A 24,749-nucleotide genomic window follows, 5' to 3' on the forward strand; every position below is an offset into this window, starting at 1 on the left:
TCGCGTGGATGCGGCGCGCCGGCGCGTGCGTGCGACTCGACATCCTAACGCAAGGTGGTGTGGCGCGCCGGATCGGCGCGACGGGCCGTGGCTTGCAGCGCCGACTGCATTTCCATCACCAGTTGCGTGCCCGGGCGCTTTCCTGTCATGCGGTTCAGCGGCACGCCGCGTGGCGAAAGGAACTGGATCGTCGGAAAGCTGCGTACGTGGTAGTGCCGGCAGATCTCGGGCTGAGAATCGGCATCGACTAGCACGCACACGAACTGGTCGGACAAGCCCACGACCTGTTCGTGCTTGAAGGCATCGGCCGCCAACTGGTGGCAGAAATTGCACCAGGCCGCCGTGAAGAAGAGCAGCAACGGCTTCCCTTCTTGCTGGGCAAGTTGAATGCCCTGGTCGTAGCTTTCGACGAACTTGAGCTCGCCGCGCTGAATCGTGGCAGGGCGAGCTACCTGCTCGGGGGGGGGGGGCCCGCCGGAGCATCCGGTGGCAGCTAGCACGAGCGCCAGCAGCGCCATGCCGCCGAGCGCGCGAATTCGAGCCATGTTGGCCTTCCCTGGCACAAACCAAATGGTGGTGAAACCTTGCAGCGATCCGCCCGCCAACGTCGGTTCATCATCAAGACGCCGGTGACCGATCGCGGGTCCGCAAGACTTATCGCCCGCCGAGTCCGTCCGACTTGAACTTCTGCCACGCCCCCGGAAAACCTCGACAGAAGCCGCTACTTTGTGACGCAAGTGGGGGGGCGCGCCAAACGCTATTTCAGCAGGCTGGTGGTGATGGCGCGAAACACCGCCTCGACGTTGGCATACTCGCGATCTTCGGCCTGATAGAAGAGCAGGTAAGTGGCAATCGGGGTTTGCCAACAGCGCAGCACGGCCGTGTTCGTCAGATCGAGACAGTAAAAGTTCAGGTCATAGCCCGTGGTCTCGCGGCCGCCGAGCTGCTCGTGAACTTCTTCGGTTTCGAGGCTGTCGTAGATCTCGCGCATGGCGGCCACCGCCGTGTCGAGCAGACGCTGGGGGTTTTCGCCCCGCGGGTAGATCGAGATCTGCCAGAAGGCCCCCGTGGGACTGTTGACGGAAACCGTGCGCGCCCCCTCGGCCGCGTCATCCTCCTCGACGCTCCAATTCTCGGGATATTGGAAATGGAGACCGTCTCGGTCGAACACTCCCGGCATGGGCAATCACTCGGGTCTGAAAGTAACGGGGAACAAGCCTGTTGCGCTGGCCATTTCGTGTACCTCTCGCGCGGCGCCTCCGTCACCGTAGAGAACTCACGCCGTTATCGCAAGGTGCGGTCGAGCTCTGCTCCCAGACGCTGTGTCGTGGGGGGGGCTGCTGTGGTCGGGCCAGCATGGCGAGCGACGATCTGCCAGAATTCGCGGGAAATCGGGCCACTTCGCCCATGGCGCAGCGGTGTACTCCTTGCCACTGCCTGGGGCAAGGTTCTAGGATGGCCAGCAAGGGGGCGCCGGGGACGACGAGATCATGGCCAACCGAGCGTAAAGCGTGCGCACATCACCGAAGCTGCACTGGATCATCTGCGAGCGCGCCGGCAAATGGTCGGCAGCCCTGCGACGCGATGCGGCGGTAGGCGAGTCCAATGTCGTCGAGCTTCGGCATCCCGACGAACTGGCCGCGGCGATCGCCGCCACCCCCTGGGCCACGGTGGTGGTCGTCGAGCTGCGGCGCGATGGGCTGGCCGCGGCGCTCGATGCCTTGGCCGACGTCGAACGAGGGGGCCCACGTGTCCTGGCGGTCGCCGTGGCCGAGCGTGAACTGCAAGAGATCGAACTGACGGCCCGCGAGGCCGGCGCTGTCCATTTCGTGACGTCGCCGCGTCGTATCGCCGAACTGATACAGTTGGGCGAGCGACACCGGGCACGCGTGCCGGCGCCGGCACAAACGCTGCGCGAGCGCGCACTGGCCCAGTTGCCCTGGAGCGACGCACGCACGATGCCCGAGCTTCCGGTCCACAAGATTGAACCGAAACTTTAAGACTACGGAGCCATTGAGACGATGCCCTCGACGACCGTTACCACCGAGTCCGTGCGCGCGGCGCTCGAAGATTTCCAGGATCCCGAGACGGGCCGCAGCGCGCTACAACTCGAGCAGATTCGCGATCTTCGCGTCGCGGGCAACGAGGTCGCGTTGACGCTCGCGCTGACCACGCATTCGGCGCCGTTGTGGCAAGAGACGCGCGCCAACCTGATCGAGCAGTTGCAAACGCGACTGCCGGGCGTCGGCAAGGTCGAGGTGGCGCTTGACGTACACGAGCGACGCCCCGAGCCACTCGGCCAGATCGGGCTCACTGCTAAGAGCGTCATCGCCGTCGGTTCGGGCAAGGGGGGCGTCGGCAAGAGCACGATCGCTTCGAGCATCGCCCTGGGCTTGCGGCGTGCCGGCTGCAATGTCGGCCTGATGGATGCCGACGTGTACGGGCCGAGCATTCCGCACCTCTTGGGCGTGAACGAGCGACCCGAAGTGGCCGATGGCCGCATCAAGCCGATCGAGGCTTCGGGCCTCAAGGTGATGTCGATGGGCTTTCTCGTCCCGCCCAATGAAGCGGTGGTGTGGCGCGGCCCGATGTTGCACGGCGCCCTGACGCAATTCCTGCGCGATACGAACTGGGGACCGCTCGACTATCTGATCATCGATCTCCCCCCCGGCACGGGCGATATCGCGCTGTCCCTCTCGCAGATGCTGCCGCTGACCGGCGCCGTCGTCGTCTGTACTCCGCAGGATGTGGCGCTGCTCGATGCGATGAAGGCCATCACCATGTTCCGCAAGGTGAATATCGACATCCTGGGCATGGTCGAGAACATGAGCTACTTCATCTGCCCCGATACGGGCAAGCGCTACGACATCTTCGGCCACGGCGGAGCGAAGCAGAAGGCCGAGGAACTGAACGTTCCCTTCCTGGGCGAGGTCCCCCTCAATATGCAGATTCGCATCAACGGCGACGAAGGCCGTGTCGACGGTTGCTACGACGACGAAACGACGGCGCCGTTTCTAACGGCGATCTGTCAGCGGCTGGCAAAGAACCTGGCGAAGCGCACGCAGGAGAAGCCGGCGTTGCCGACCTTGTCGGTCTTGTAGTGAGCGACCTCAGCGAGCAACGGGCAACTTTCACGCATGTTCGGAAACGCATGCCACGCAGATGGATTGGTGCGAATAGTAGCGTTGTGCGGACGAGGAACGGGAAGCTAGGAGAGACCGTACGTCGCTTGTTGCGAATTGACAGACGCCAATTCCTGTCCTAGCCTTCCCGGATGGACGAGCGTCGGAGTGGCGCGCGGCCAGTGACGTTCCGTCGATCTGTGAACCTTCACTGAAGACAAGAGAGCCTCTCATGGACGCCGTCTCGAGCCACCAGCCCGGTCCTGTTACTCCCGAACTCGAAGCCCTGCGCAAGAGCTGGCTGTGGCTGTTTGCGATGGGGGTGGCGATGGTCGTGCTCGGCACGGTGGGTATCAGTTGGGCCTGCCTCGCCACGATCACCGTCGCGGCCACCTGGCTCTTCGGCTTTCTGCTGCTGGCCGGCGGTATTACGGAAATCGTCCACTCGTTCTGGGCCGGACGCTGGGGCGGGATGCTGCTGCACCTGCTGGTGGGCGTGCTCTACACGGTGGTCGGCTTCATGATCATCGACCAGCCCGAACAGAGCGCGATCGACCTCACGCTCGTGATCGCCCTGTTCCTGATCGTGGGGGGCATCTTCCGCATCATCTTCGCCCTGAGCGAGCGCTTTGCCGGTTGGGGCTGGGTCCTCTTGAACGGTGCGGTCTCGCTGCTGTTGGGCATGATGATCTACAAGCAGTGGCCTGCCTCGGGCTTGTGGGTCATCGGCCTCTTCATCGGCATCGAGCTGATCTTCAACGGCTGGGCCTGGATCATGCTCTCCCTGGGCCTGCGCAGTGCCTTGAGCAGCAAGTAAGCTGCCCGGCGTGAGTCGCTGGATGGATTCGTCGTCGGCGACTTCTTGGATCGCGACGATGGGCTGGCTATGCTCTAGGCGAGTTCTCACTCTCTCCTCGAGCTTGGGCCAGGTTATGCAGTTGCCGCGGAATCTACGCTCGTTTGGCCTGTTCCTTGCGACTTCGCTGGTGGCGATCGTGGCGGCCTGGTCGATCGGTCGGTCGGCAATCGCCGACGACACGGCGACGCAGCTCCAGTACAAGACCGTTCTCAACATTCCCTATCGCGAGGGGAACGATCTTTCCGAGGATGAGCAGAAACGCTGCCAACTCGATGTTTACTATCCAGTCGGCAAACAGGATTTCGCCACGGTCGTCTGGTTTCACGGTGGGGGTCTCACGGGCGGGGCGCGTGCCGTGCCGGGGCCATTAAAGGAACAAGGCCTCGCCGTCGTGGGGGCCGGCTACCGGCTCAGCCCAAAAGCAAAATCTCCCGCCTATCTCGAAGACGCCGCGGCGGCCGTCGCCTGGACCTTCAAGCACATCGGTGAGTATGGCGGATCCGAAAAGCTGATCTTCGCCAGCGGTCACTCGGCCGGTGGTTATCTCACCAGCATGATCGGGCTGGATCGCCGCTGGCTCGCGGCACACGACATCGACGCGAACCGGATCGCGGGCCTGATTCCCTTCAGCGGCCACACGATCACCCATTACACGATCCGCAAGGAGCGCGGACTGCCCGACACGCAGCCGGTCGTCGACGAGATGGCGCCCCTCTTTCACGTGCGCAAGGATGCTCCGCCCCTGCTGCTCATTACGGGCGACCGCGAGCTGGAGATGCTCGGCCGTTACGAAGAAAACGCCTATCTCTGGCGGATGATGCAGGTCGTCGGGCATCCACAGACCGAGCTCGTCGAATTGCCCGGCTACAACCACGGGCAAATGGCCGCCCCGGCCTTTCCGCTGTTGCTCGACTTCATCGAACGGGTGCAAACTCGGAAATAGCCAGATGGTGCTGTACGATGGCACGCCGTTCGCCCATACGTTCGTCGTGCTGGGACGCCGCTCGGGCAGCCGCGATTGGGATATCTCGTCGAGTTGGGGCCCCGACGCCGTGGTGATCGACGCCTGGCACAACAAGGGTTCTGTCTATCCGGCCACCGAGATCGAATCGAAGGGCTTCCGCGGCTACCAAAATTTCTGCGGGCCGCTCACGCCCAAGTCGGTGCTGCGAGTGAACTGAAGAAACGGGCATACTTGCTGTCCGTCGACAACTTCGATGCGACATTACTTCAACGGCTGCTATTCGTCGGACTCGATCTCATTGAACTCAGGCTCTGTCTTCATCCCTGGCTCGAGAGGGAGGTTGCGAAGCTCGAAGAGTTGGAAGGGGCGATATTGGAGCTTGAACTCTTTGACATCGTCGAGCTCGAGGTCGCGGAAGTAGCCGGTGGTCTGGCAGAAGCGGTTGACCCCCACGTTGGAAGTTCTCACCGAGCTCAATTCCCGACCATCGTTCGTGACGGCCACCAGGCGGATGTCTTGCTCGAGCAGGTCATGGGCCACCGAGAGCATGAGTTGCCCTTGCCGTTCGGAGGCGGGGGTAAAGGCCAGGCTGACCGTTCGATTCAGTTTCGCATCGAGAAAGGCGGTCGACATCGGAGCACGTCCGTCGGTTGTCTCCACGGTATTCCAAGGGGCCGTGGCCACGTGGAACAGGATGGAGAATGTCTTCGAGTCGGGTGGAAATGCCCGTGCTACTGCGTCGAGGTCGTGGATTGCCTTGCCGGCGGCGTCCAGAGGTGTGCCGCCTGCGGTCGAGCCGGGCCCGTTCGGCTGCCAAAAAAACGTGCCATCACCGGTCGGTTGTTTTACTCTGCGGACGGCGATCTCGCGCGTGATCGAGTCTTCGCGGACACGTCCTTTGAAATCGTGGTAGGGGGCGGCGACGGGGGTGCCATCGGCGCCCCACCACTCTTTGCCCTGCGAGGGATGAAAGCCGATGCCGACGAGCTCGACGATCGCCCCGCCTGGTAGCTCAACTCGATAGGGGGCCCCGAGCGAAGTGGCGGAAGTTTGCGATGGCGTCGCCTCGTCTTCGTCGGCCTGCGCCAAGTAGAGGCTCGGCGTTGCCAGCAGTGCGAGGAGCACGAACAACGCAAGGCTTTTGGCACCTCGACTCGAACGTGAGGCCGCGGCCTGCGCGAACGGTAGCGATCGCATTCTGTGGCTCCACAAGGTACTGAGCATGGCGCGCGGGCTGGCGTCGAACATCGTGGCCCAAGGGCCTAAGGAATGGCCGCGCCGCAGGTCGGGCCATGTGTCTCGGCGCTTGTGAGTCATCGCTGCACTCCCACCTGGAACGTGAACGTGTCGCTCTTCGTCACGGGTGTTGGCAGGTCGAGCTTCAGCCCGCCGATTAGACCTGCATTCGAGTTGACGCCGACGCCGCGGATCTCTGGTGGAGCGAGGCTCGTGCTTCCCGACACCGAGGCCCGCTGCAACGGGGCATTAGCTGCTCGTGCCGCGCGCAGGGTACGCAAGAAGTCAAGGACGCGCTCTTGTACCATGTAGGTGTTGGTTACCACGATGCTATGCGAGGTCGCGGCAACGACGATCCTGCCTGGGCCGCCACTCGCTTCCCAGGCCTCTTCGCCGATCGCGGATTCGATCAGTTTCACCAATTCGTCGTACTTGGGCGCCGGCGCGGGCTGCGTCTCAAAAGTCGCCGGGGGGGCGGGACGAAGCGGGCTGACCAGGTCGGCCACGGGATAGACCCGCGTTACGGTCTTATCGATCAGCCCTTGATCGCCGATCATCAGGACATCGTTGTCGACCAGATAAGGCAGTTCGAGCAGTCGCAAGAGCGAACGGAGAGAAACCGCCTTCAGCTTCGGCGCAATGGATTTGGGACCATCGAAGTCGCCGTCGAGCAGAATGGTGATTTCGCTGTCGGCCGCGATCGACTCGATGATCGAGTTCAGCGACTGTTTAGCGAGATCGAATTCGCGCGGCTTGTCGAGCGCCTGCTGAATGCGTTCTTCTTGTGCCGTTGGGACGGGCAGGTATTCCACGAGCTTGACCGGAACTTCTGTCGCTACGCCCACTAAGCCAAGCGGTTCATCGGCCCGCGCCGGGCGTTCCACGTCGAATCGCAGCAGCGACGTCGCCACCACGCCGAATAACAGGAAGAGCACGGCGGTGATCGTGCGTCGCGACGTGGGATGGCTCGAACGGCCAAGCCGCGCCAGGCGTTGTTTCCAGGAACCGCTCAGGCGAGCGGAATCTCCCTGGTCGAACGCCGTGGCCCAAACGCCGAAGCTGGACGCTTGATTTCGACGGCTCGTGACTTTTGTGCCTGTCATTATCGATCCTCCTGATTGGTTCGGTGTGCGAATTGTCCGGAAAGACCAGCCGAGGCGACCGAGCTCGAGCGAAGCAGGGAGGGCTCGGAAAGGCGACTGACGACGCGTACGAGTAGTTCCGCATACTGGCTCACGCTCTTGCCCGTGGTGTTCATCGCCAGCCCGTCGCAGGCGAGCTCCGCTTCGAGTCGAATGCGGAACGATGCCCAATAAGCGATCGGGTGAAAGAAGAAGAGCATCCGCGCGAGCTGCGGAAGCCAGTTCCAGAGCAAGTCTCGCCGCCGCACGTGGGCCAACTCGTGCATGAGTACCGGCTCGAGCTCGCTATCGGCGAGCATCGACTGCAAGCCTTGCGGCAAGACGAGCACCGGTCGCCAGATGCCGCAGACGAAGGGGGAGCAGTCGAGCTCGGTGACGAGCGCCTGGGGCACAGGTGCCAGATTCAAGCGGGCAGCACTCGAAGCGACGAGCGATTGCACGTCGGCCGGAGCGGGCAGGCAATCGCGGAGCAGGCGAGAGAGCCGCACGCGCTGGACGATCAGCACGAGGAACTGCGCGGCAACCACGAACAGCCAAGCGAACATTAACCAGGTTGTCCAGTGGATGGTACGCTCCGCTTCAAGGGTATCCGCGGTCATGCGCAAAGTTTGCGACGACGGTGTGCTGCTGACCGAGGAGGTCCCAGCGCCGCTAGCGGGTTGTATGGTTGTGACTGGTTCTAGGAGCGTAGCTTGCGACATGCTTTCCCTGGTGATGGCCTTGTCGGACCACCAGGCGGGGAGCCACTCGCCGGGCAGGGGGAGAGTCCAGAAGGGAATCAGCAAGAGCTTGATCGCCACGATCTGCCACAACCAATAACGCACGGACGGAGAGCTGCGCCGCAGCAGGCCTGCCATGCCCCAAATGAGGAGTGTCAGCAGGGTCGACTGCCACACATTCGAGACTATCCAGTGCGACCAAACGCTGCTCCAAGTCGAGATGGCTTCGAAGGTCATGTGAGGTGCCCTTGTTCGGTGGCGGTGAAGCTTGTGCGGAGGCCGTGAAATCAGTCCGAGGGTTCGTCTTCAAGCTTGCGGGCGATGGCACGCAGCGCCGCGAGATCTTTGGCCGAGAGCTTGCTCTGCCCGGCCAGATAGGCGACGAGGGGCGCCGTCGATCCCCCCAGGGTCTGCTCGACGAAGCGTGCCACGAGCTTCGGCATCAGCCGCTGCTCGGGCACGGCGGCGCGGAAGGTGACGGGGTTGGTATCGGCGACGCGCACGAGGAGCCCCTTCGCCTCGAGTCGCTGCATGGTCTTCAAGACGGTCGTGCGCGCGACATCCCGTTCCTCGCGCACGAGGTCCCAGATGCGCCGCTCCGTGCAGGGCTGCTCGCGCCACACGAGCTGGAGCACGGCGACTTCAAAATCGCCCAGGCTGGGAGGATCTGGCGGCATCGCGGTTCTCGTCATACGGCATCTGTCGTAAGTGCGGCCCGATCTTACGGCGGTTGCCGTATGATGTCAAGCGATCTTTCGCGAATACGACGCCACGACGCCAGGCAGTGCGGCGGTCGAGCAACGCTGTGCGCTCAAGCGAAGCGCAGGTCGGCGAGTGCCGCGTCGATCCAGGTGTCGCTGATTTCGCGTTCCTGGATTACCGAGTGCCACATCTGGCGCGACTCGGTGAAGGCACGCAGGTTGTGCAGCGCGGCGACGAGGGTGGCACGATCGAGTCCCAGATCGGCCGGCTGGTAACGCAGGCCGAGGCGATCCATGAGCGCCGTGATCCACTCGACGCGGTTCGCTTGCAGGCGGCAGAGCAGGTAGATGCCCAGTCCCACGATGTGGCCGTGGATGAAGGCGCGGCCGGTGCGTTCTTCGAGCTCGTAGAAAAGAAAGTGCTCGGAACCTTCCTCGACGCGGTAATGGCCCGCGGGAAGGCAGATGGTATTCACGCGCAGGTAGCCTTCGACGATCGCGCGCAGGCCGGCGTCGGTCACCTGGCGGATATCGTCCGCATGGCGTTCGACGTCCATGAGAATCGCACGAGCACGTTCGACGTCGCCTGTGCTGAAGGGAAACGTGGAGCGGCCGGCTCGTTCGGCGATTTCCCAATCGCGGCAGGCGGTGTGAATCGAGAGCAGATCTCCCACGCCGGCGATGTTCAGATCGGCCGGGGCGGTGCGAATGAGATCGTAATCGATCACCAGCGGATCGGGGCTCGCCTGGCCGAGGTAGACTACCTGCCGTTGGCGACGAATCGCCGCGGCAGGCGTGACGAAGGCGTCGACGCTGATAATCGTGGGAATCGAGATCAATCGCACGCCGCGCTTCCAGGCGAAATACTTGCCCAGGTCGATCGCCTGACCGCCGCCGACGGCGACGACAGCGTCGCAATCGGGCGTCGCGGCGACTTGGGCGTCGACGATCGCTTCTTCCATCGAGTCGACTTGGAGCACGGCAACGGGCTCGGCGCCGAGGCGATCGCGGACGAGCTGCCACGGCAGATCCATCGTGGTGACGACGAAGCGGCCGATGTCTCGCGCGAGGCCGTCTACCGCGCCCGCGCCGAAACGACTCGACACGACGTTGGTCCGACCGACAATCTGGGGAGAGGCTTCGAGCATGAGGTGAGTCGCCTGGCCCGTTTGTCGCGGGCTACCACGACTCGTTGTAGAGTCGGAGCATGTCGGTTTCGGTACACGGGCGCGGGTTCGTCAGATGGCAGCCATCTTGCATGGCCAGCGCCGCCAGCTTCGGCAGGTTCTCTCGCGGCACGTTCAAATCGCGCAGCGTGACAGTGATGCCGATCTGGCGATTGAACTCTGCCAGGAAGTCTGCCACCGCGGCAGCCGGGGTGTTGCCGGGAGAGACACCGAGGGCCTCGGACACGCGGCGGAATTGTTCGCTGTTCTTTTCGCCGTTGAAGCGGACCACGTGCGGCAGCACGACGGCGTTGGCCAGCCCGTGATGGACGTGATGTTCGCTCGACAGCGGATGGGCGAGCGAATGCGCGGCGCCGAGATCTTTTTGAAACGAAACCGCCCCCATCGAGGCCGCGATGAGCATATAGCCCCGCGCTGTGAGATCTTTTCCGTCCGCGACGGCGCGGGGAAGATGCTCGCGCACGATCCGCACGGCCTCGAGCGCGATCGCATCGCACATCGGGTGGAACACCGGGCAGACGTACGACTCGATGGCGTGCGTCATGGCGTCCATGCCGGTGGCGGCCGTGAGCCTGGCGGGCAGCCCTACCGTCAGTTCGGGATCGAGGATGGCCAACTCTGGCATGAGGGGGGGGCCGCCGAGTACCGTCTTGCGGTTCGTCTCGGACGAAGTGATGACGGTGCTGCGGCCGACTTCGCTCCCCGTGCCCGCGGTAGTGGGGATGCCGCACATGGGAATCAACTTCGGTGGCAACTGCGCGAGCGGGACGCTCGTCACCCGTTGCTGGGGGAAGGCGGCTTTAAGACGCACGGCTTTGGCGGCATCGAGCGCGCTGCCGCCGCCCAGCCCGATCACGGCATCGCAGCTCGCGCCGCGGTAGGCCTCCCACGCGTTCTCGATGTCCTGCTCGAGTGGGTTGGGATGCACGCCGGAAAAACTTGTCCAAGCGCCCGGCCACACTTGGTCGGCCGCTTCGACCGCCAGGCGATAGGCGTCGGTGCCGGGGAGCCCGCTGTCGGTCACGATCAACGGACGAGCGACGTGGTGTCGCTGGGCGAACTCGGCCAGCGTCGAGCGCGCCCCGGGGCCAAACTGAATCCGCGTCGGAAAACTGAACACCGTGATCGACATCGACACCCTCGCTGCGTGGTAAAGTCCGCGGCGAATCTACGCCTGCGGTGGGGGAGCGTCAAGCGGGGGGATAGGGGATGGATGGCTTGTCAGTCGCCTCAGTCGCCGGCGTCAGTTTAAGAAGACGAGTGCCAGCAGTGGGCGAAGGCCTGCCGAAGTGGCACGGTCATTCACGAAGGACGTGCAAACAACCAGTGCCTGGAATTGCTCAGGACAGCGCTCGATGAATTGCTCCGTTCCTTCTAGCTCGAGCATCATTGTCTCACCGGGCTTCAAGGGGCACACGATCCTGTCAGACCAGTTGAGGGGCCAAAACGTGCCATGCCGAGCCATCACGGTAACTCGCCGAACCACGTCGAAACAAAGGTGCATCGTATATTGAAAGTAGCCGCGAAATCGATCGTCACATCGACGCCCAGTCTCGTTACAATCTGCCGCAGGCTCGAATGCGACCGCGATGACTACTCGCACCATGTTCGATCGATTTCCACAAACTCGCTTGTGTCGAGGACAGCAACCTTGGCAGGAATCACGCGACACAGCGGTTTCCCACAATTCGCGGCGACACGTTCGCAGGGTACACGCATGCCAATGATCGTTCTATTTCTGGTCACTGTCTTGTTCGTCAGCACTGCGGCGGCGGACGAGAAGTTTCACCAGGTCGCCTGCGAGGGTCACTACCCCGAGCATCTGCAGGGCATTTGCGTCGACGACGGGGCGATCTACTGGTCGTTCACGACCTATCTCGTCAAAACCGCCCCGTCGGGCAAGCTGCTGAAGAAGGTGCCGGTGGCCGATCATCACGGCGATCTCTGCCATGCGGAGGGCAAACTCTACGTGGCGGTGAACCTGGGCAAGTTCAATGACCCCGCGGGCAACGCCGACTCGTGGGTCTATGTCTACGACGCCGACACGCTGGATGAATTGGCCAGGCATTCCGTGCCCGAGGCGTTCTATGGGGCCGGCGGCATTGCGAAGCGAGAGGGACATTACTTTGTCGTAGGGGGGCTGCCCGGCAAGGTGCAGGAAAACTATGTCTACGAATACGACGAGCAGTTCAAGTTCATCAAGAGGCATGTCATCCCGAGTGGCCATACGCACCTGGGCATCCAGACGGCGACCTTTGCCCACGATCGTTGGTGGTTCGGCTGCTATGGCTTTCCCAAGGTGCTGCTCGTGACCGATGCCGATTTCAAGCTCATGGGTCGTTATCAGTTCGACTGCTCGCTGGGGATCGTCGGCCTCGACAACGGACGGCTGCTGGCCGCGAGCGGTCGTCACGAAGGCGCGAAAGGACGCACTGGCTCGGCCCGCATCGCCTTGCCCGACGATCAGTCGGGCCTGCGTTATGAAGAACCATGACGCGCACGGGGCAGACCAACCTTACCACGGATCGTAGAGATACCAGATCGAACGACTTCCGCCGCCGGTGGGAGAGGTACGGAAAACCGTGTCCGACAGCCGCCGGATCTCTTCGTTGAGTGCGCTGAGTTGCCACTCGAGCTGCTTGTCGCGCGATTGACCGACCAGGGCTCGGCCACGCGCGAGATTGAGGCGGAGCAATTCCGCGCGAAGCCTGAGACGCTCGACGTCGAGCGTGTGTACCGTTCCCTGCATGCGTTTGTTCGCCGCCAGGGCACTTTGCCAACTTGCGTGGGCCGACTTCCATTGCGCCTCGGCTTCTGCCAACCAGACGTTGAATGAGTTGGCATCGCCTTGCTCCGCATCCTCGAGCGCAAGCCTGGCAATCTCGACATCGCGATAGTATTGCGCGAGCACGTTTACGGTGACGGTATTAGCCACCTTCTTGTTGCGCCCCTCGGCCCGATCGAGGCTGGCTTGCGCGAGCGCCAGCCTGGTCTTGGCATACTCGACGTCCAGGTTGACCGGTGGCGAGGGGAGATCTTCGGGAATCTCTTTCGCCGGCTCGTCTCCGATGGTCACTGCCAGTGAAACGACCAACACGACACTCGCGAGACCGAGATAGTTTTGCATGTCAGGGGTCCTTATGGACGACCGCGTGCTCGTCGCCCCGGATGGCACCTCGAAAGCCCCTGGTTGGGGCCGCCTATTCCCCACGTTAGGCTTGCTATTCTCCGAATGCCAGCCGGGGAATGGCGGGTATCACGTAGGACGTTGAATCGTGCTGTTTTCTCAATCAGAATAGGCCAGCAGCCAGGCGGCGGTTGGCCCCTTGGGGTGCGATGGCTCCAGAAAACAGCCGATCCCCAGCGCTCGAGAAGGAACTTTTGGCGACGAAATGTCATCTCAATCGAGCGTCGGTGAGATGGAGATGGAAACCCGCGAACTCTACTTCGAGCGAGACTCCTCATGTCGCAAGTCATTCCTGGTTTGCCCCCCGGTGCCACGCCCGCTCAGGCCCAGCAATACGCCATGCTGCTGACGCAGTATTGGCAAGCAATCTACAGCGGCAACGCGCAATCGGCCCAACTGGCCTATCAGCAGTTGTGTCAGCTCGTGGCGCCGTCGATGCAGAATTCGTCCTGGCTGGTTGGGCTGATCCCGATCGTGCGTTCGGCACTGGGCTATCTTGGCATGGCCGCCAGCCAGGTGATGGGCATCTGCGCGTATTTGGCGCGCATCGCGGCGGGAGCCGTCTTGGCCGTGCTGACGCCGGGTGAATTGGCTTTCGTTCTGGGCTGCATCCTGTTGGCACTGCTGTACACATTTCTGATGCAGCGGTTCTACAACAAGATCGATGCGGCCAAGGCGCAGGCCGCCCTGAATAACCCGACGTACGGCCCGGTCTGGCCGATCGAGAATCGGCGTTTGCAGCAAGGGATCGTCGTGCAGACGGTGTAGACGCGAGCCACGGCCGAAGCGTTCACCGCTGGCGCCGCGACGAGCAGCATCGCGCGCTGCCGGTGCTATGGCAATGCCGCGTGGTGGAAGCTGAAGCCTGTCCTGCGCCGGCAGCTTCCTTTCAGCGCACAAGGGAACGTGCCAGGTTTCGCCAGGCGCGGCTCAACTCCGTGGCTGCTGTGCCGGTGCCCAGCCGGAGTTTGAAGACACGGTTCGTTCAGTCGAGCAGGTTGTCGATGCGTCGACGGCATCCACTGCAGACGAGCGAATGCTCATCGCTCAAGTCGGTCGAGTGACATTCTTGCAGAAATTCGATGCTGCCCGGCGTGTCGCCGTGATCGAAGTCGGGCGTGAAAGCCGAACCGGCCATCGACGCGCCACACACGCTGCACGCCGCCTTGCCGATGTTTTCGACGACGCCGGCCGAAAGTGCCTTCCATTGCATCTCGCAGACCCTCCTGGAAAACGATTTCGCTCGCCACACGGCGGAAAGTATCGCGAAACAGGGGGCGGCAGTCTACGGCGAATCGAGTCCGGCCACGGCTCATCGAAAAAGGGATGGCAGCCGCGATGGCGTGAGCGGGCGGGGTGAGTGCTAGCAGGCCGGGGAAGTGTTCTTCAGCCTGCGAACCTGGCGAGGGGGAAGAATGCCACGAGTGCATTCTTCCCCAGGCTGCTAGCACCGCCTCCCCCGTGGCCGCGGTGTGCCTTAGACGGCGCACGGCTCTGGCAAGGCAGGCTCGGGCCCCCCCTGCACGAAGCAGCGATTGCGCCCCGCGGCCTTGGCGGAATAGAGCGCCGAATCGGAACGCTTCACGCACGAGGTGGGATCGTCGTCGGGCTGGGCCTCGCTGATGCCGATGCTGAGCGTGAAATGGTGCTCCTTGTCGTCGATCGAGACGGTGCGATTCGCCACGGCCGTGCGAAAGCGTTCGCCGACGCGGGTCGCATAGCGGAGCGTTTCGCCCACCAGAATCACGGCGAACTCGTCGCCACCAATGCGGCAGACCATTGCCGCCGTGGGGGCGGTCTCGGACAAGATTTTCGCCACGAACTGCAGGGCCTCGTCGCCGACGTGGTGTCCACAGGTGTCGTTGATCGTCTTGAAGTGATCGAGGTCGATCAGAATCAGCGCGAGCGACGTACCCTGCCGTTGACGTTGCGTCAGGCGGCGCGCCAATTCCATGTCGAACGACCGGCGATTCGCCAGCCCGGTCAGCACGTCGGTGTGCGCCTGCGACTGGTGCGACTCGATCTGCTTTTTCTGAATCGAGATCTGCACCAGCGACAGCGTGCCCATCATCAACGAGATCGACACGATGACGATGAGAAACGAGCTCGATCCGGCGTTCCGTCCGTAGGTCCAGAGAAACCACAGATAGACCACCGACACCGTGACGAGCAGCCCGAAGTAACGGGCATGCTGCAAGACGAAGCGGTCGATGTCGATCCACTTGTCGAACACCGTATCGGTCTGCGAGGCGTTCACCAGGCGGTTGCTGTAACCGGCCACGGCGGCGAAGGCCTTCGGACTGATGATGGCCAATAGGCCCGAGATACCAGCGAAGCCCAGCATGAAGTAGAAAAAGGGGGGCCAGAAATGGCTGAGCGCGTGCATGGTAGCGATCATAGGGCTGGAGGCAGTGGACCGCCTGGTGGACAGGCGGACCGGCGTAGCAGCGAGATCGTGGAGGGGTGAACAGGTGCAAGCGTCGCCGCGTCAGCCCCCATCCTCCGCGCCTGGGCGGCCACTTCGAGCTCTCTGTAAAACCTAGCTCGCCAATGGGGGGTTGGCAAATTGCCATCCGCCGACTGTTATTTCAATGCCGGTCGGTTGGTCGTATTGCCATCAGCGCTCAGCGCACGTCTCCAGGGGCTTCCGGCTTGTTTCCGGCAATCGCGAGCGGACAGGCTGCGTCGCGGCCTACGACCGTCAGCCAGGGGCGTACGTGCCAGCGTGCGACGACTCCCGCCACGACGTAGGGATCCTCTTTCGCGAATCGCGTCACCACGTCGGGCGAATCGGCGCGGAACAGCAGCACATTCGCGCCGTCCGCCGGATCGGCGAGCGGTCCCCCCAGTTGCAGTTCGCCTCGCTCCACGGCCGCGAGCACGTGCGCGAGATGATCGGCCTGCACGGGCAATTCACGCACCACGTAGTCGGGCCCCTTTTCATAAAACAGCAGGTAGTGCATCGGCGGTCTCTCGAACACGTTGCTAGATCGCATCCTCGAGCAAGTAGGTGGGCAGGCCATCGATGCTCGTCTGGTTCCGCTCACGGCGATACTCGTCCATGCGTTCGGGTCCCATCTTCTCGACAAACTCGTTCAACTGCTCGCGATGTCCTTGAAACTCGTACCGCGGCACCGCGAAGCCACAGGTCGTCATGATCGATTCGATCTCGAGCACGATGATCTGACGTTCACCCGGTAGGTCCGCGAAGTGGGGGCGCAGTTCGGACCAGGCGGTGTCACGGGGACGCACCACCCGGCCTTGACCGTAGAGCCGGACGATCAGCGGCTTGGCATCGAAGCTGCAAAACATGATTGTGAGGCGACCGCACTCCGCCAGGTGGGCGGCCGTCTCGCATTCGCTACCGGTCAGGTCCAGGTACGCGACCCGCGAGTCGGAAAGGATGCGAAACGTATCGAGCCCCTTGGGCGAGAGATTGATACGTCCCACCCGGGGTGCCGTGGCATGGAAAAAGATGTGCTGCCGAGCGATGAACTCGCGCAGGCTATCGTTCAGCTCGGTGAAGAATTTGGCCATACGTAGTATCCCGGGTTCCACGTTCCTGGCAGAACAAAGGCACGATCAATCATAGCTTTCGCGGCTCGGCCGGACGCCGCACGCCCTTTTTTCCTCGGAAATGACGCTGCCGAGCGTGGTTCAAAGAGGCCCGTTGATTCCCCGGGCGTGGCAAGCCACACTGTGGCGATCTGCCGCGCACGATTTCCGAGCGAAGCACGACGCCCCGCCTCCCCCCCTCCTATACCTGGCAGCTCAACGTGGAATCTCTCACCATTCAAGATCGTGGCGATGTGGTCCTGGTCACGTTCGCGCAGCGCCGCATCCTCGACGAGGGAGCGATTCGCGCCATCGGCAAGGAATTCGAGAAGCTGACGCTCGAGGCCGCGGCCGACCGCAAGCTGCTGGTCAGCTTTCGCGGCGTCGACTTCATGTCGTCGGCAATGATCGGCCAGGTAGTCATGCTGCACAAGAAGTGCAAGGCCGACAACATCAAGCTCAAGCTGTGCGATATCTGCCCGCAGGTGCTCGAGGTCTTCACGATTACCAAGCTGAACAAGTTGCTCGACATTCAAAAGGACGAAGCGACCGCGCTAGCAGCGTTCAGCGGAGCGACGGAAAAGAAAAAAGGTTGGTTTGGATAAACGCACCGACCCGGGCGGTTGGCTCTTTTGCCAACGCTTCACCGTCGAAGGTATGGCAACTGATCGGCAAAACTGCCCGGCCTGGTCGGCGGCCGACCGACCGGCGTTGGGTGGTCAATGCGATTCTGTACGTGAACACCGCGGCGGGAATGGTTACCAAGCGATCCATTTTGTCCGCTATCATGTTGGCGGAGGTATAGGCATGCTTGCTCCGCAGCTCCGCGATTCCACGTGCGCTCTGTTGGTCGTCATTTGCATGGCCGTCGCTGCGCGCGTGGGGATCGCCGCTGAACGCCCGAACGTGCTGCTCATCATCACCGACGATCAGGGCTACGGCGATCTCGGCGTGCATGGCAACCCGGCCGTGCGGACCCCGCATCTCGATCGGCTGGCCGGACAGGGGGCGCAGTTCAAGACCTTTTATGTCTCGCCGGTCTGTTCGCCCACTCGGGCCAGTCTGCTCACGGGACGCTACAACTACCGCACGGGGGTCGTCGACACCTACCTGGGACGCTCGATGATGCATCCCGACGAAGTGACCCTGGCCGAGATGCTCGCCAGTGCCGGATATCGCACCGGCATCTTCGGCAAGTGGCACCTGGGAGACAATTATCCCTTGCGCCCGCAGGATCAGGGCTTTCAGGAAACGCTCGTTCATCGGGGCGGCGGGATCGCGCAGCCGGCCGGGCCACCGGGCGACGGGTACTTCGACCCCGTCCTCGTCGAGAATGGCCAGCCCGTGCAGAAACAGGGCTATTGCAGCGACATCTATACCGACGCGGCGATCGACTTCGTGGCGCGACATCGCGGCGAGCCGTGGTTCGCCTACCTGGCGTTCAACTGTCCCCACACTCCCTTGCAGGTCGAGGAGCGTTACGTCGAGCCTTATCGCAACGTGGACTTCGGCACGCTCGACTACGGCCGCACGGCCGGTCAGCCGCTGCCGAGCAAGATCGATCGCGACACGACGGCCCGCGTCTACGGCATGGTCAACAACATCGATGAAAACGTGGGCCGGCTGCTGGCGCGTCTCGACGAGCTCGAGTTGGCGCAAGACACGATCGTGATCTTTTTGACGGACAACGGTCCGCAGCAACCGCGCTACAACGCCGGCATGCTCGACTTGAAGGGGAATGTTCACGAAGGTGGAATCCGCGTGCCTTGTTTCGTGCGTTGGCCGCGCCGCATCGAGCCGGGACGCCAGGTCGAACCGATTGCCGCCCACCTTGACCTCGTGCCCACGATCTTGGATGCGTGTGAAGTTGAAGTCGCTGCTACACCGAAGCTCGATGGCAAGAGCCTGCTGCCGCTGCTTACCGGCGCAGCGAGCGAATGGCCGGACAGAACGCTCTTTTTCCAGTGGCATCGGGGAGAGGTGCCACAGCCGCACCGCGCGTGCGCCGTCCGGACGCAGCGCTACAAGCTGGCGCAACCCCTTGGCGCGCGCGACGATGATCGGCGCTACGAGGATGCGCCGTTCGAGCTCTACGACCTGTCGGTCGATCCCTACGAGCAGAAGAACATCGTGGCCGAGCATCCCGATCTCGTGGCGGACCTGACGGCGCGCTACGACGCCTGGTACGCCGATGTGCGGGCAGAACGGGAGTTCGCGCCGCCGCGCATCGTGCTCGGGACCGAACACGAGAATCCGGCGACCCTGACGCGGCAGGACTGGCGCGGGCCCGACTCCACGTGGGGGGAGAAAGGACGCGGGCACTGGCTCGTCGACGTCGCGACGCCCGGCACGTTCGACGTCACGCTCCGCTTCCCGGCCGTGCGCGAGGACTCGACCGCCAGTTTTTCGCTCGGCGATGTCACGCGGACGGCCGACCTTGTCCAGGGGGCCACGGAGCACACGTTCCGCGAAGTGAGGCTGCCCGCGGGACAGGGACAACTCGAGGCGGTCCTTTCCTCGAACGCCCAAGAGGAGGGCATCGGCGCCCACTACGTCGACGTGCAGCGGTTGCCCTAAAGGCCGAACGCCGGCGATGTCGCGGGGCAGTGCTTCGGCCGCTTGGCCAGCCTCGCGCGACAGGGCTGGGAAAAGTTTCCGGAAGCTTCCCCTTGACGCGCAAGGGGTGTCGGGTATGCTACCCCTTGTCATTCTAGGGGAGTGCCGATGTCCGAGTCGAAATCCAGATCGACGTTGCTGCAGGGGAGCCTCGATCTGCTCATTCTTCGCACGTTGGCCGGCGGGCCGCACCACGGCTATGCGATCGCGCGGCATCTCGATCGGGTGAGCGAAGCCTTCTTGCAGGTCGAGGAGGGGTCGCTTTATCCCGCGCTGCACCGATTGGAGCGTCGCGGCTGGATCGCCGCCAGTTGGGGCACTTCGGAGTCCAACCGGCGCGCGAAGTATTACCAACTGACCCCCCTGGGCCGAAAGCAATTGCGTGCCGAAACCGAGGCCTGGCAGCGGATGAGCCAGGCCATCGATCGCGTGTTGAACTACCGCCCCGCGGAGGCCTGAGCATGTCGTGGATCGATCGCCTCACCCGTCGCCCCAGCGCTCTCAATGTCCGTCCGGACGCCGATCGGGCAATCGACGAGGAACTGATGTTCCATTTGCGTTCGCTCGTCGAGGATCAGATGACGCACGGAGTTCCCTTCGACGAGGCCTGGGAACGTGCGCAGCAGCGTTTTGGTTCATTGCGTCAATACTCCGACGCCTGCCGGCGTGAGTCGTGGGGTGGAATGGTGCTGTGGCGCGCGGGGATCGCCGTCGGGCTGGCACTCATGGTTTTGTTGGGAACATGGCTGGCCGTCGGAATGCGCAGCATGCGCCTGCAGCAAGAAGCCTGGCAGACCGAGATGTTGGCACAGGGAGCCGCCGCAACGGCCGGCACGAGTGAAGGATCGGCCGAGTTGCCGCCGCGCACGAATCTTGACGTGAAGGGCGGCGTCGTCGATCAGCACGGCGCGCCGCTGGCCGATGCGCGGATCCTGGTGATTCTGAAGACCTGGCCGGGCGGCAGGTTCTTTCAAGAGAACTTTTCCACCTCGAGCGACGCGCACGGACGCTTTCGCCTGGCGCAGGTGATTCCCGAGCGTGGTCAATACGCCGTGCTTGTCTCCGCAGTGAAAAGCGGCTTTGCCTTGAAATCGGCCTATACATTGGTCGACGACGGCGCCGTTGCGGAACAAGCGGGCCTACAACTCTCGCTCGAGACGGCCATGCCGGTGACGCTGGTCATCCGCGACGCGAACGGCCGACCGGTGCCGAACGCCCTGGTGGCACCGCACTCGCGGCAGCCGCCGGTGGGAGACGAGCAGTTGATCTACTGGATGGCGCGCGAACCGGTGCAGACGCTCACCGATGTCGAAGGCCGCGTGACGCTGGATTGTTTTCGCACCGACGATCAGGCCGAGATTTTTCTGCAGATTCCCGGCCGCGACTGGGAAGAGCAAGCCTTTCGCGTGGGCAGTGCGGCCGAGATCATCGTCACCTCGCACGCGCCGGCGCTGTCCGAATCGTAGTCGCGGATCGCGTTTCGAGAGCCCCGTAGTCCCCTCTGCGCTCGCGGTGCGCGCTCCCACTCTTTGGTTCCCACGATATTTTTCCAGGAGCGATACCATGTCGACCCAAATCCTCGTACGAATCGCGTATCTCGTCCTGTGTGCCGCCGCGACTTCTCTTGGTGTCGCCCGCGCGCAAGACGATGTGGCCCACATCAAGTCGGAAAGCCGGCGGATCGAAGGGGATCAACAGCGCCGCTATTTTCTCGTGGGGCCGAAAGCGGACGAGACACCCCCTGCGAAGGGCTACGGGCTGATCGTCGTGCTGCCCGGCGGGGACGGCGGCGCCGAGTTCCATCCCTTCGTCAAGCGCCTCTTCGATCAGGCAGTACCGGCTGGCTATCTTCTGGCGCAACCCGTCTCCCCCAGGTGGACGCCCAGGCAGCAGATCACCTGGCCGACGAAGAAAAGCCGCGTGCCGGGCATGCAGTTCACCACCGAAGAATTCATCGCGCAGGTGATGGCCGATGTCGAGCGCGAGCAGCAACTCGATCCGCAGCGCGTCTATGTGCTTGGCTGGTCGTCGGGGGGGTCGGCGGCCTATGCTGCCACGCTCGGTTCCCCTCGCGTGCGCGGGGCCTTCGCCGCCATGTCGATCTTCAAGCCCGAGATCTTGCCTCCCCTCACGGCCGCTCAAGGACGAGCGTTCTATATCTATCATTCCGATAACGATCGGGTCGTGCCAGTGCGCTTCGCGGATGCCGCGGCGCGGCAACTGTCGCAGGCCGGCGCCGACGTGAAAGTGACGAAGTATGCCGGGGGGCACGGGTGGCAGGGAGATATCTTCAGCGACGTCCGCACGGGCATCGAGTGGCTCGAAGAGCACACGCCGGCGAGCGAACGTTAGGCTCTATTCACCCCTGCACTGCCCATGAACCTAGGGCGACCAACGGGAGCCCGGCCGGCGTGCCAGGGATCAATACATTCGGGCTCACTTGCCGCGCAGCCATCAATAACAGGTGGTCGCGGCTCGATGCTTTGCTCCCGTGGAACGCCCCGCCTCATCGCGCCAGCCGGTTCAAGCGTTCGGGCGGGGGGGCCGGCACGCGGCGTCGGAGCCGTCATCACCCGAACATCCCTCCCGGTGGCGCTCCGGTCAGCTAGGGTTGCAGGATGGCGAGCATTCCGCCACCCGGCAACGTGAGTGGCGGTCTGGGCGGTTCGATACCTGGCGGGGTATGGGGAGATTCATGGCGGGGATCGAAGCAGAGTGGCTCGAGGCAGATGGGCTCGGTGGCTATGCCTCGGGGACGGTGCGCGGCGTGCGCACGCGGCGCTACCATGCGTTGCTGCTCGTGGCCACGACCCCGCCCACCGGTCGCATGGTGCTGGTGGGGGGCATGGAGGTCTGGGTGCGCACCCGTGCGGGGACGTACGCACTGACCACGCAGCACTACGCGCCGGACGTGATGTATCCCGATGGCGAACGCCGCGCGCGGGGCTTTGAGCGCGAACCGTGGCCCACCTGGCGCTTCGCGCTGGAAGATGGCACGCAGATCGAGCACGCGCTGTGCGCGCCGCACGACTCGGCCGCGACGACCCTCACCTGGCGGCTGGTCGAGCCGCGCGACCGGGGCACGCTCTACGTACGTCCGCTATTGGCTGGTCGCGATTATCACGGTCTGCACCACGAGAACTCGGCCTTCTGCTTCGACGCACAGGTAGAAGGAGAACGGGTAACTTGGCAGCCCTACGAAGGGGTGCCACGCATCATCGCGTTCTCGAACGCGCAATACAAACCGGGGCCCGACTGGTATCGGCGTTTTCTGTATGTCGAAGAGCAACGCCGGGGACTCGACTCGATCGAAGATCTCGCTTCACCGGGGACCTTCGAGTTCGATCTCTCGCAAGGCGAGGCCGTGTGGCTGCTGTCGGCCGACGTGCCGGGGGGCATCACCACTTTGGACCAGGAATCAGCCAGCGACGCCGTGGCCCGGCTGAGGGCGAACGAACAGTCGCGTCGCGCCGGTTTCGCCGGTCGGCTGGCCCGCTCGGCGGATGCCTATCTCGTGCGACGTGGCGCCGGCCGCACGATCGTGGCCGGCTATCCCTGGTTCACCGATTGGGGGCGCGATACGTTCATCGCCCTGCGCGGGTTGTGCCTGGCTACCGGACGACTCGACATCGCCGGCGAGATTCTCGTGGCCTGGGCGAGTTGCGTCTCGGAAGGGATGCTGCCGAATCGTTACCCCGACGCGGGCGATACCCTCGAGTTCAACTCGGTCGACGCCTCGCTCTGGTATGTGGTGGCCGTTCATGAGTTTCTGGCCGAGGCCGAGCGATCGGGCTATGTCGTGACGTCGCCGGCTCGCGTGCAACTGGAGCAGGCCGTGCAGGCGATCGTCGCCGGTTATGCGGCGGGGACGCGATTCGGCATTCGCGCCGATGAGGACGGCCTGCTTGCCTGTGGCGTGCCCGGCTGGCAGTTGACGTGGATGGATGCCAAGGTGGGGGATTACGTCGTCACACCGCGCATGGGCAAACCGGTGGAAGTGCAGGCTCTGTGGCTCAACGCCCTGGCGGTCGCCGCTTCGCACGCAGGGGCCGATCCACGCTTTGCGGAGTTGCTGCGGCAGGGCAAGCGTGCCTTCGCCACGCGTTTCTGGAGCGACGAACGAGGCTACCTGGCCGATGTCGTCGATGTCGATCACCAGCCGGGCACCGTCGACGAAAGCTTCCGCCCGAATCAGATCTTTGCCGTCGGCGGGCTGCCGCTGATGTTGCTCGACGCGGCGCTCGCGCGGCGCGTCGTCGAAGCCGTCGAAACGCGGCTCGTTACGCCGATGGGGCTGCGAACGCTCGCCCCCGGTTCGCCAGGGTACGCCGGGCGCTACGAAGGTGGAGTCAACGAACGAGACGGCGCCTACCATCAGGGAACGGCGTGGCCCTGGCTCATGGGGGCCTTCGTCGAGGCCTGGGTCCGCGCACGCGACGCTTCGTCCGAGGCGAAGCAGGAAGCCCGCGAACGTTTCATCAGGCCGCTGATGAAGCACCTCGACGAAGCCGGGCTGGAGCACGTCTCGGAGATTGCCGATGGCGATGCTCCCTTCACGCCGCGCGGTTGCCCCTGGCAGGCCTGGTCGCTGGGCGAATTGATTCGATTGACTGAAGTGGTGCTCAAGTAGCCTTTCGGATCAGCCATAGAAGATCGCCAGCCAGATCGTCGGCTCGTCGCGGGTCGTCCAGGCGACACGATGCCGCACGTGCGCGGGAATGTTCACGCAATCCCCCGCGCATAGTTCGCGCGTGTCGTGCTCGAACTCGAGCCTTGCCGCGCCGCGCAGCACGAGTACCCATTCGTGCTGTGGCTGGTCGTACCAGAACCCCTCGGGCGAGGCCTGCCCGTGGGAAACGATGCGCTCGATGCGCAGGTGGTCGGCCGTCAGCAGGACGTCGGTCACTTCGTCGGGGATCGACGTGGGAATGCCAGCCAGCAGGTTCACGGCCATCTCGTGCAGGTTACGACTTGGGCAACAGAAAGCTGAGGTGCATTTCGGCGTGGCGTAGCGTGAGCCGGTTCCACTCGTCGTCGGTCAAGGGGCCTAAGAAGCCGTGCGCGTGACGTTGCGGTTCGCGCTTCCAACGGCCGACGGTCATCTTCAATTCCTCGACGCCGAGGCGATCTTCGGCGACGTGAGGCGCGAGCGAGGCGGCCTTCTTCGGGAGCTTGAAGCCCGGCTTCAACTTCTTCAGCGCGGTATTCTTAAACAGGCTACGTGCGAACAGGCGAACGAACGCGTTGGCTTGAAACGAGGGACCGTCGAGCGCCGTCTGCATGGCCTTGGCCAGATGGGTGGACATTGTCCCCAGATTCCAATTGCCCAGGCGCGTGTAGCCACCTTTCAGCAGACATTCGGCGTCGACGACGATGTCATCGACGGTATCGAAATGAACCTCGCGGCGACCGGAGACAGAGGCGGTGTTGACGGGCGTGGCGGTGCTGGCCATGGTTTCCT

At 63.5% G+C, this 24,749-nt stretch carries 27 protein-coding genes and 1 pseudogene; 13 read left to right on the forward strand and 15 right to left on the reverse strand.

From position 1 onward, the window contains the following. Positions 1-44: 44 nt before the first annotated feature. Entirely contained in the window at positions 45-545 is a 501-nt protein-coding gene (locus KF708_00440; GenBank protein MBX3411154.1) for a thioredoxin family protein, read from the reverse strand. A gap of 212 nt (positions 546-757) precedes the next feature. After that, positions 758-1,180: a hypothetical protein gene (locus tag KF708_00445; GenBank protein ID MBX3411155.1), complete on the reverse strand. Its 423-nt coding sequence runs from the start codon at positions 1,178-1,180 to the stop codon at positions 758-760. Positions 1,181-1,511: 331 nt separating this feature from the next. Between KF708_00445 and KF708_00450 the strand changes: the two genes are divergently transcribed. From KF708_00450 to KF708_00470, 5 genes are all read left to right on the forward strand, one after another. Next, positions 1,512-2,000, forward strand: a complete 489-nt coding sequence (locus tag KF708_00450; GenBank protein ID MBX3411156.1) for a hypothetical protein — start codon at positions 1,512-1,514, stop codon at positions 1,998-2,000. A gap of 21 nt (positions 2,001-2,021) precedes the next feature. Continuing rightward, positions 2,022-3,101, forward strand: coding sequence for an Mrp/NBP35 family ATP-binding protein (locus KF708_00455; protein MBX3411157.1), 1,080 nt, complete (start codon positions 2,022-2,024; stop codon positions 3,099-3,101). A gap of 253 nt (positions 3,102-3,354) precedes the next feature. Continuing rightward, on the forward strand, positions 3,355-3,939 hold the full coding sequence (locus tag KF708_00460; GenBank protein MBX3411158.1) for an HdeD family acid-resistance protein: 585 nt from the start codon (positions 3,355-3,357) through the stop codon (positions 3,937-3,939). Positions 3,940-4,054: 115 nt separating this feature from the next. After that, entirely contained in the window at positions 4,055-4,924 is an 870-nt protein-coding gene (locus tag KF708_00465; protein ID MBX3411159.1) for an alpha/beta hydrolase, read from the forward strand. Between the two features lie 4 nt (positions 4,925-4,928). Then, positions 4,929-5,162 carry a hypothetical protein gene (locus tag KF708_00470; protein ID MBX3411160.1) on the forward strand — a complete coding sequence of 78 codons (234 nt, stop codon included), beginning with the start codon at positions 4,929-4,931 and terminating at the stop codon, positions 5,160-5,162. A gap of 59 nt (positions 5,163-5,221) precedes the next feature. Here the strand turns inward: KF708_00470 and KF708_00475 are convergent, their stop codons facing one another. The 6 genes from KF708_00475 to KF708_00500 form a co-directional block, all read right to left on the reverse strand. Beyond that, entirely contained in the window at positions 5,222-6,076 is an 855-nt protein-coding gene (locus KF708_00475) for a hypothetical protein (GenBank protein MBX3411161.1), read from the reverse strand. 182 nt (positions 6,077-6,258) lie between these two features. Further along, positions 6,259-7,284, reverse strand: coding sequence for a hypothetical protein (locus KF708_00480; protein ID MBX3411162.1), 1,026 nt, complete (start codon positions 7,282-7,284; stop codon positions 6,259-6,261). After that, the gene (locus tag KF708_00485; protein MBX3411163.1) at positions 7,284-8,279 is read right to left on the reverse strand and encodes a M56 family metallopeptidase; all 996 of its coding nucleotides are present in this window, start codon (positions 8,277-8,279) and stop codon (positions 7,284-7,286) included. Before KF708_00485 ends, KF708_00480 begins: the two co-directional genes overlap by 1 nt. Positions 8,280-8,329: 50 nt before the next feature. Beyond that, positions 8,330-8,719: a BlaI/MecI/CopY family transcriptional regulator gene (locus KF708_00490; GenBank protein MBX3411164.1), complete on the reverse strand. Its 390-nt coding sequence runs from the start codon at positions 8,717-8,719 to the stop codon at positions 8,330-8,332. 134 nt (positions 8,720-8,853) lie between these two features. Continuing rightward, positions 8,854-9,891, reverse strand: a complete 1,038-nt coding sequence (locus KF708_00495; GenBank protein MBX3411165.1) for an iron-containing alcohol dehydrogenase — start codon at positions 9,889-9,891, stop codon at positions 8,854-8,856. A 31-nt stretch (positions 9,892-9,922) separates the two neighbouring features. After that, complete coding sequence (locus KF708_00500) at positions 9,923-11,062, reverse strand: iron-containing alcohol dehydrogenase (protein ID MBX3411166.1); 1,140 nt, start codon at positions 11,060-11,062, stop codon at positions 9,923-9,925. 618 nt (positions 11,063-11,680) lie between these two features. On the opposite strand from KF708_00500, the pseudogene KF708_00505 reads away from it, so the two are divergent. Beyond that, positions 11,681-12,340, forward strand: a pseudogene (locus tag KF708_00505) (hypothetical protein). 105 nt (positions 12,341-12,445) lie between these two features. Here the strand turns inward: KF708_00505 and KF708_00510 are convergent. Then, positions 12,446-13,057: a hypothetical protein gene (locus tag KF708_00510; GenBank protein MBX3411167.1), complete on the reverse strand. Its 612-nt coding sequence runs from the start codon at positions 13,055-13,057 to the stop codon at positions 12,446-12,448. 336 nt (positions 13,058-13,393) lie between these two features. On the opposite strand from KF708_00510, the gene KF708_00515 reads away from it, so the two are divergent. Beyond that, positions 13,394-13,885: a hypothetical protein gene (locus KF708_00515; GenBank protein MBX3411168.1), complete on the forward strand. Its 492-nt coding sequence runs from the start codon at positions 13,394-13,396 to the stop codon at positions 13,883-13,885. Positions 13,886-14,102: 217 nt separating this feature from the next. Here KF708_00515 and KF708_00520 read toward each other — a convergent pair whose 3' ends face one another. From KF708_00520 to KF708_00535, 4 genes are all read right to left on the reverse strand, one after another. Then, a complete protein-coding gene (locus KF708_00520) occupies positions 14,103-14,330 on the reverse strand; it encodes a hypothetical protein (GenBank protein MBX3411169.1) in 228 nt (75 codons plus the stop codon). Between the two features lie 264 nt (positions 14,331-14,594). Then, positions 14,595-15,503: a GGDEF domain-containing protein gene (locus tag KF708_00525; GenBank protein ID MBX3411170.1), complete on the reverse strand. Its 909-nt coding sequence runs from the start codon at positions 15,501-15,503 to the stop codon at positions 14,595-14,597. 238 nt (positions 15,504-15,741) lie between these two features. Beyond that, positions 15,742-16,080, reverse strand: coding sequence for a hypothetical protein (locus KF708_00530; protein ID MBX3411171.1), 339 nt, complete (start codon positions 16,078-16,080; stop codon positions 15,742-15,744). A gap of 22 nt (positions 16,081-16,102) precedes the next feature. Continuing rightward, on the reverse strand, positions 16,103-16,654 hold the full coding sequence (locus tag KF708_00535; protein MBX3411172.1) for a pyridoxamine 5'-phosphate oxidase family protein: 552 nt from the start codon (positions 16,652-16,654) through the stop codon (positions 16,103-16,105). 239 nt (positions 16,655-16,893) lie between these two features. Here KF708_00535 and KF708_00540 point away from each other — a divergent pair, with 239 nt between their 5' ends. The 6 genes from KF708_00540 (at position 16,894) to KF708_00565 (ending at position 23,918) form a co-directional block, all read left to right on the forward strand. After that, positions 16,894-17,277 carry an STAS domain-containing protein gene (locus KF708_00540; protein MBX3411173.1) on the forward strand — a complete coding sequence of 128 codons (384 nt, stop codon included), beginning with the start codon at positions 16,894-16,896 and terminating at the stop codon, positions 17,275-17,277. 202 nt (positions 17,278-17,479) lie between these two features. Beyond that, positions 17,480-19,249, forward strand: a complete 1,770-nt coding sequence (locus KF708_00545; GenBank protein ID MBX3411174.1) for an arylsulfatase — start codon at positions 17,480-17,482, stop codon at positions 19,247-19,249. A gap of 147 nt (positions 19,250-19,396) precedes the next feature. Then, positions 19,397-19,747: a PadR family transcriptional regulator gene (locus KF708_00550; protein ID MBX3411175.1), complete on the forward strand. Its 351-nt coding sequence runs from the start codon at positions 19,397-19,399 to the stop codon at positions 19,745-19,747. A gap of 2 nt (positions 19,748-19,749) precedes the next feature. Further along, the gene (locus tag KF708_00555; GenBank protein ID MBX3411176.1) at positions 19,750-20,754 is read left to right on the forward strand and encodes a carboxypeptidase regulatory-like domain-containing protein; all 1,005 of its coding nucleotides are present in this window, start codon (positions 19,750-19,752) and stop codon (positions 20,752-20,754) included. 97 nt (positions 20,755-20,851) lie between these two features. Then, positions 20,852-21,640, forward strand: a complete 789-nt coding sequence (locus KF708_00560) for a hypothetical protein (protein MBX3411177.1) — start codon at positions 20,852-20,854, stop codon at positions 21,638-21,640. A 343-nt stretch (positions 21,641-21,983) separates the two neighbouring features. Continuing rightward, positions 21,984-23,918, forward strand: coding sequence for a glycogen debranching enzyme N-terminal domain-containing protein (locus KF708_00565; protein MBX3411178.1), 1,935 nt, complete (start codon positions 21,984-21,986; stop codon positions 23,916-23,918). Positions 23,919-23,927: 9 nt separating this feature from the next. Here KF708_00565 and KF708_00570 read toward each other — a convergent pair whose 3' ends face one another. Both KF708_00570 and KF708_00575 read right to left on the reverse strand, forming a co-directional pair. Beyond that, a complete protein-coding gene (locus tag KF708_00570; GenBank protein ID MBX3411179.1) occupies positions 23,928-24,236 on the reverse strand; it encodes a cupin domain-containing protein in 309 nt (102 codons plus the stop codon). A gap of 16 nt (positions 24,237-24,252) precedes the next feature. Beyond that, entirely contained in the window at positions 24,253-24,741 is a 489-nt protein-coding gene (locus tag KF708_00575; GenBank protein ID MBX3411180.1) for a DUF1569 domain-containing protein, read from the reverse strand. Between the last annotated feature and the right edge of the window lie 8 nt (positions 24,742-24,749).

This window comes from Pirellulales bacterium, assembly GCA_019636335.1.
Taxonomy (GTDB): domain Bacteria; phylum Planctomycetota; class Planctomycetia; order Pirellulales; family JAEUIK01; genus JAHBXR01.

Bases quoted from the DNA above. Each gene is read 5' to 3' on its own strand.
- KF708_00530 (MBX3411171.1), bottom strand. From the start codon at position 16,080: ATGCACTACCTGCTGTTTTATGAAAAGGGGCCCGACTACGTGGTGCGT.
- KF708_00510 (MBX3411167.1), bottom strand. From the start codon at position 13,057: ATGCAAAACTATCTCGGTCTCGCGAGTGTCGTGTTGGTCGTTTCACTG.
- KF708_00555 (MBX3411176.1), top strand. From the start codon at position 19,750: ATGTCGTGGATCGATCGCCTCACCCGTCGCCCCAGCGCTCTCAATGTC.
- KF708_00565 (MBX3411178.1), top strand. From the start codon at position 21,984: ATGGCGGGGATCGAAGCAGAGTGGCTCGAGGCAGATGGGCTCGGTGGC.
- KF708_00520 (MBX3411169.1), bottom strand. From the start codon at position 14,330: ATGCAATGGAAGGCACTTTCGGCCGGCGTCGTCGAAAACATCGGCAAG.
- KF708_00535 (MBX3411172.1), bottom strand. From the start codon at position 16,654: ATGGCCAAATTCTTCACCGAGCTGAACGATAGCCTGCGCGAGTTCATC.
- KF708_00490 (MBX3411164.1), bottom strand. From the start codon at position 8,719: ATGCCGCCAGATCCTCCCAGCCTGGGCGATTTTGAAGTCGCCGTGCTC.
- KF708_00560 (MBX3411177.1), top strand. From the start codon at position 20,852: ATGTCGACCCAAATCCTCGTACGAATCGCGTATCTCGTCCTGTGTGCC.
- KF708_00465 (MBX3411159.1), top strand. From the start codon at position 4,055: ATGCAGTTGCCGCGGAATCTACGCTCGTTTGGCCTGTTCCTTGCGACT.
- KF708_00460 (MBX3411158.1), top strand. From the start codon at position 3,355: ATGGACGCCGTCTCGAGCCACCAGCCCGGTCCTGTTACTCCCGAACTC.
- KF708_00455 (MBX3411157.1), top strand. From the start codon at position 2,022: ATGCCCTCGACGACCGTTACCACCGAGTCCGTGCGCGCGGCGCTCGAA.
- KF708_00500 (MBX3411166.1), bottom strand. From the start codon at position 11,062: ATGTCGATCACGGTGTTCAGTTTTCCGACGCGGATTCAGTTTGGCCCC.
- KF708_00495 (MBX3411165.1), bottom strand. From the start codon at position 9,891: ATGCTCGAAGCCTCTCCCCAGATTGTCGGTCGGACCAACGTCGTGTCG.
- KF708_00545 (MBX3411174.1), top strand. From the start codon at position 17,480: ATGCTTGCTCCGCAGCTCCGCGATTCCACGTGCGCTCTGTTGGTCGTC.
- KF708_00525 (MBX3411170.1), bottom strand. From the start codon at position 15,503: ATGCACGCGCTCAGCCATTTCTGGCCCCCCTTTTTCTACTTCATGCTG.
- KF708_00575 (MBX3411180.1), bottom strand. From the start codon at position 24,741: ATGGCCAGCACCGCCACGCCCGTCAACACCGCCTCTGTCTCCGGTCGC.
- KF708_00445 (MBX3411155.1), bottom strand. From the start codon at position 1,180: ATGCCGGGAGTGTTCGACCGAGACGGTCTCCATTTCCAATATCCCGAG.
- KF708_00470 (MBX3411160.1), top strand. From the start codon at position 4,929: ATGGTGCTGTACGATGGCACGCCGTTCGCCCATACGTTCGTCGTGCTG.
- KF708_00440 (MBX3411154.1), bottom strand. From the start codon at position 545: ATGGCTCGAATTCGCGCGCTCGGCGGCATGGCGCTGCTGGCGCTCGTG.
- KF708_00480 (MBX3411162.1), bottom strand. From the start codon at position 7,284: ATGACAGGCACAAAAGTCACGAGCCGTCGAAATCAAGCGTCCAGCTTC.
- KF708_00550 (MBX3411175.1), top strand. From the start codon at position 19,397: ATGTCCGAGTCGAAATCCAGATCGACGTTGCTGCAGGGGAGCCTCGAT.
- KF708_00485 (MBX3411163.1), bottom strand. From the start codon at position 8,279: ATGACCTTCGAAGCCATCTCGACTTGGAGCAGCGTTTGGTCGCACTGG.
- KF708_00515 (MBX3411168.1), top strand. From the start codon at position 13,394: ATGTCGCAAGTCATTCCTGGTTTGCCCCCCGGTGCCACGCCCGCTCAG.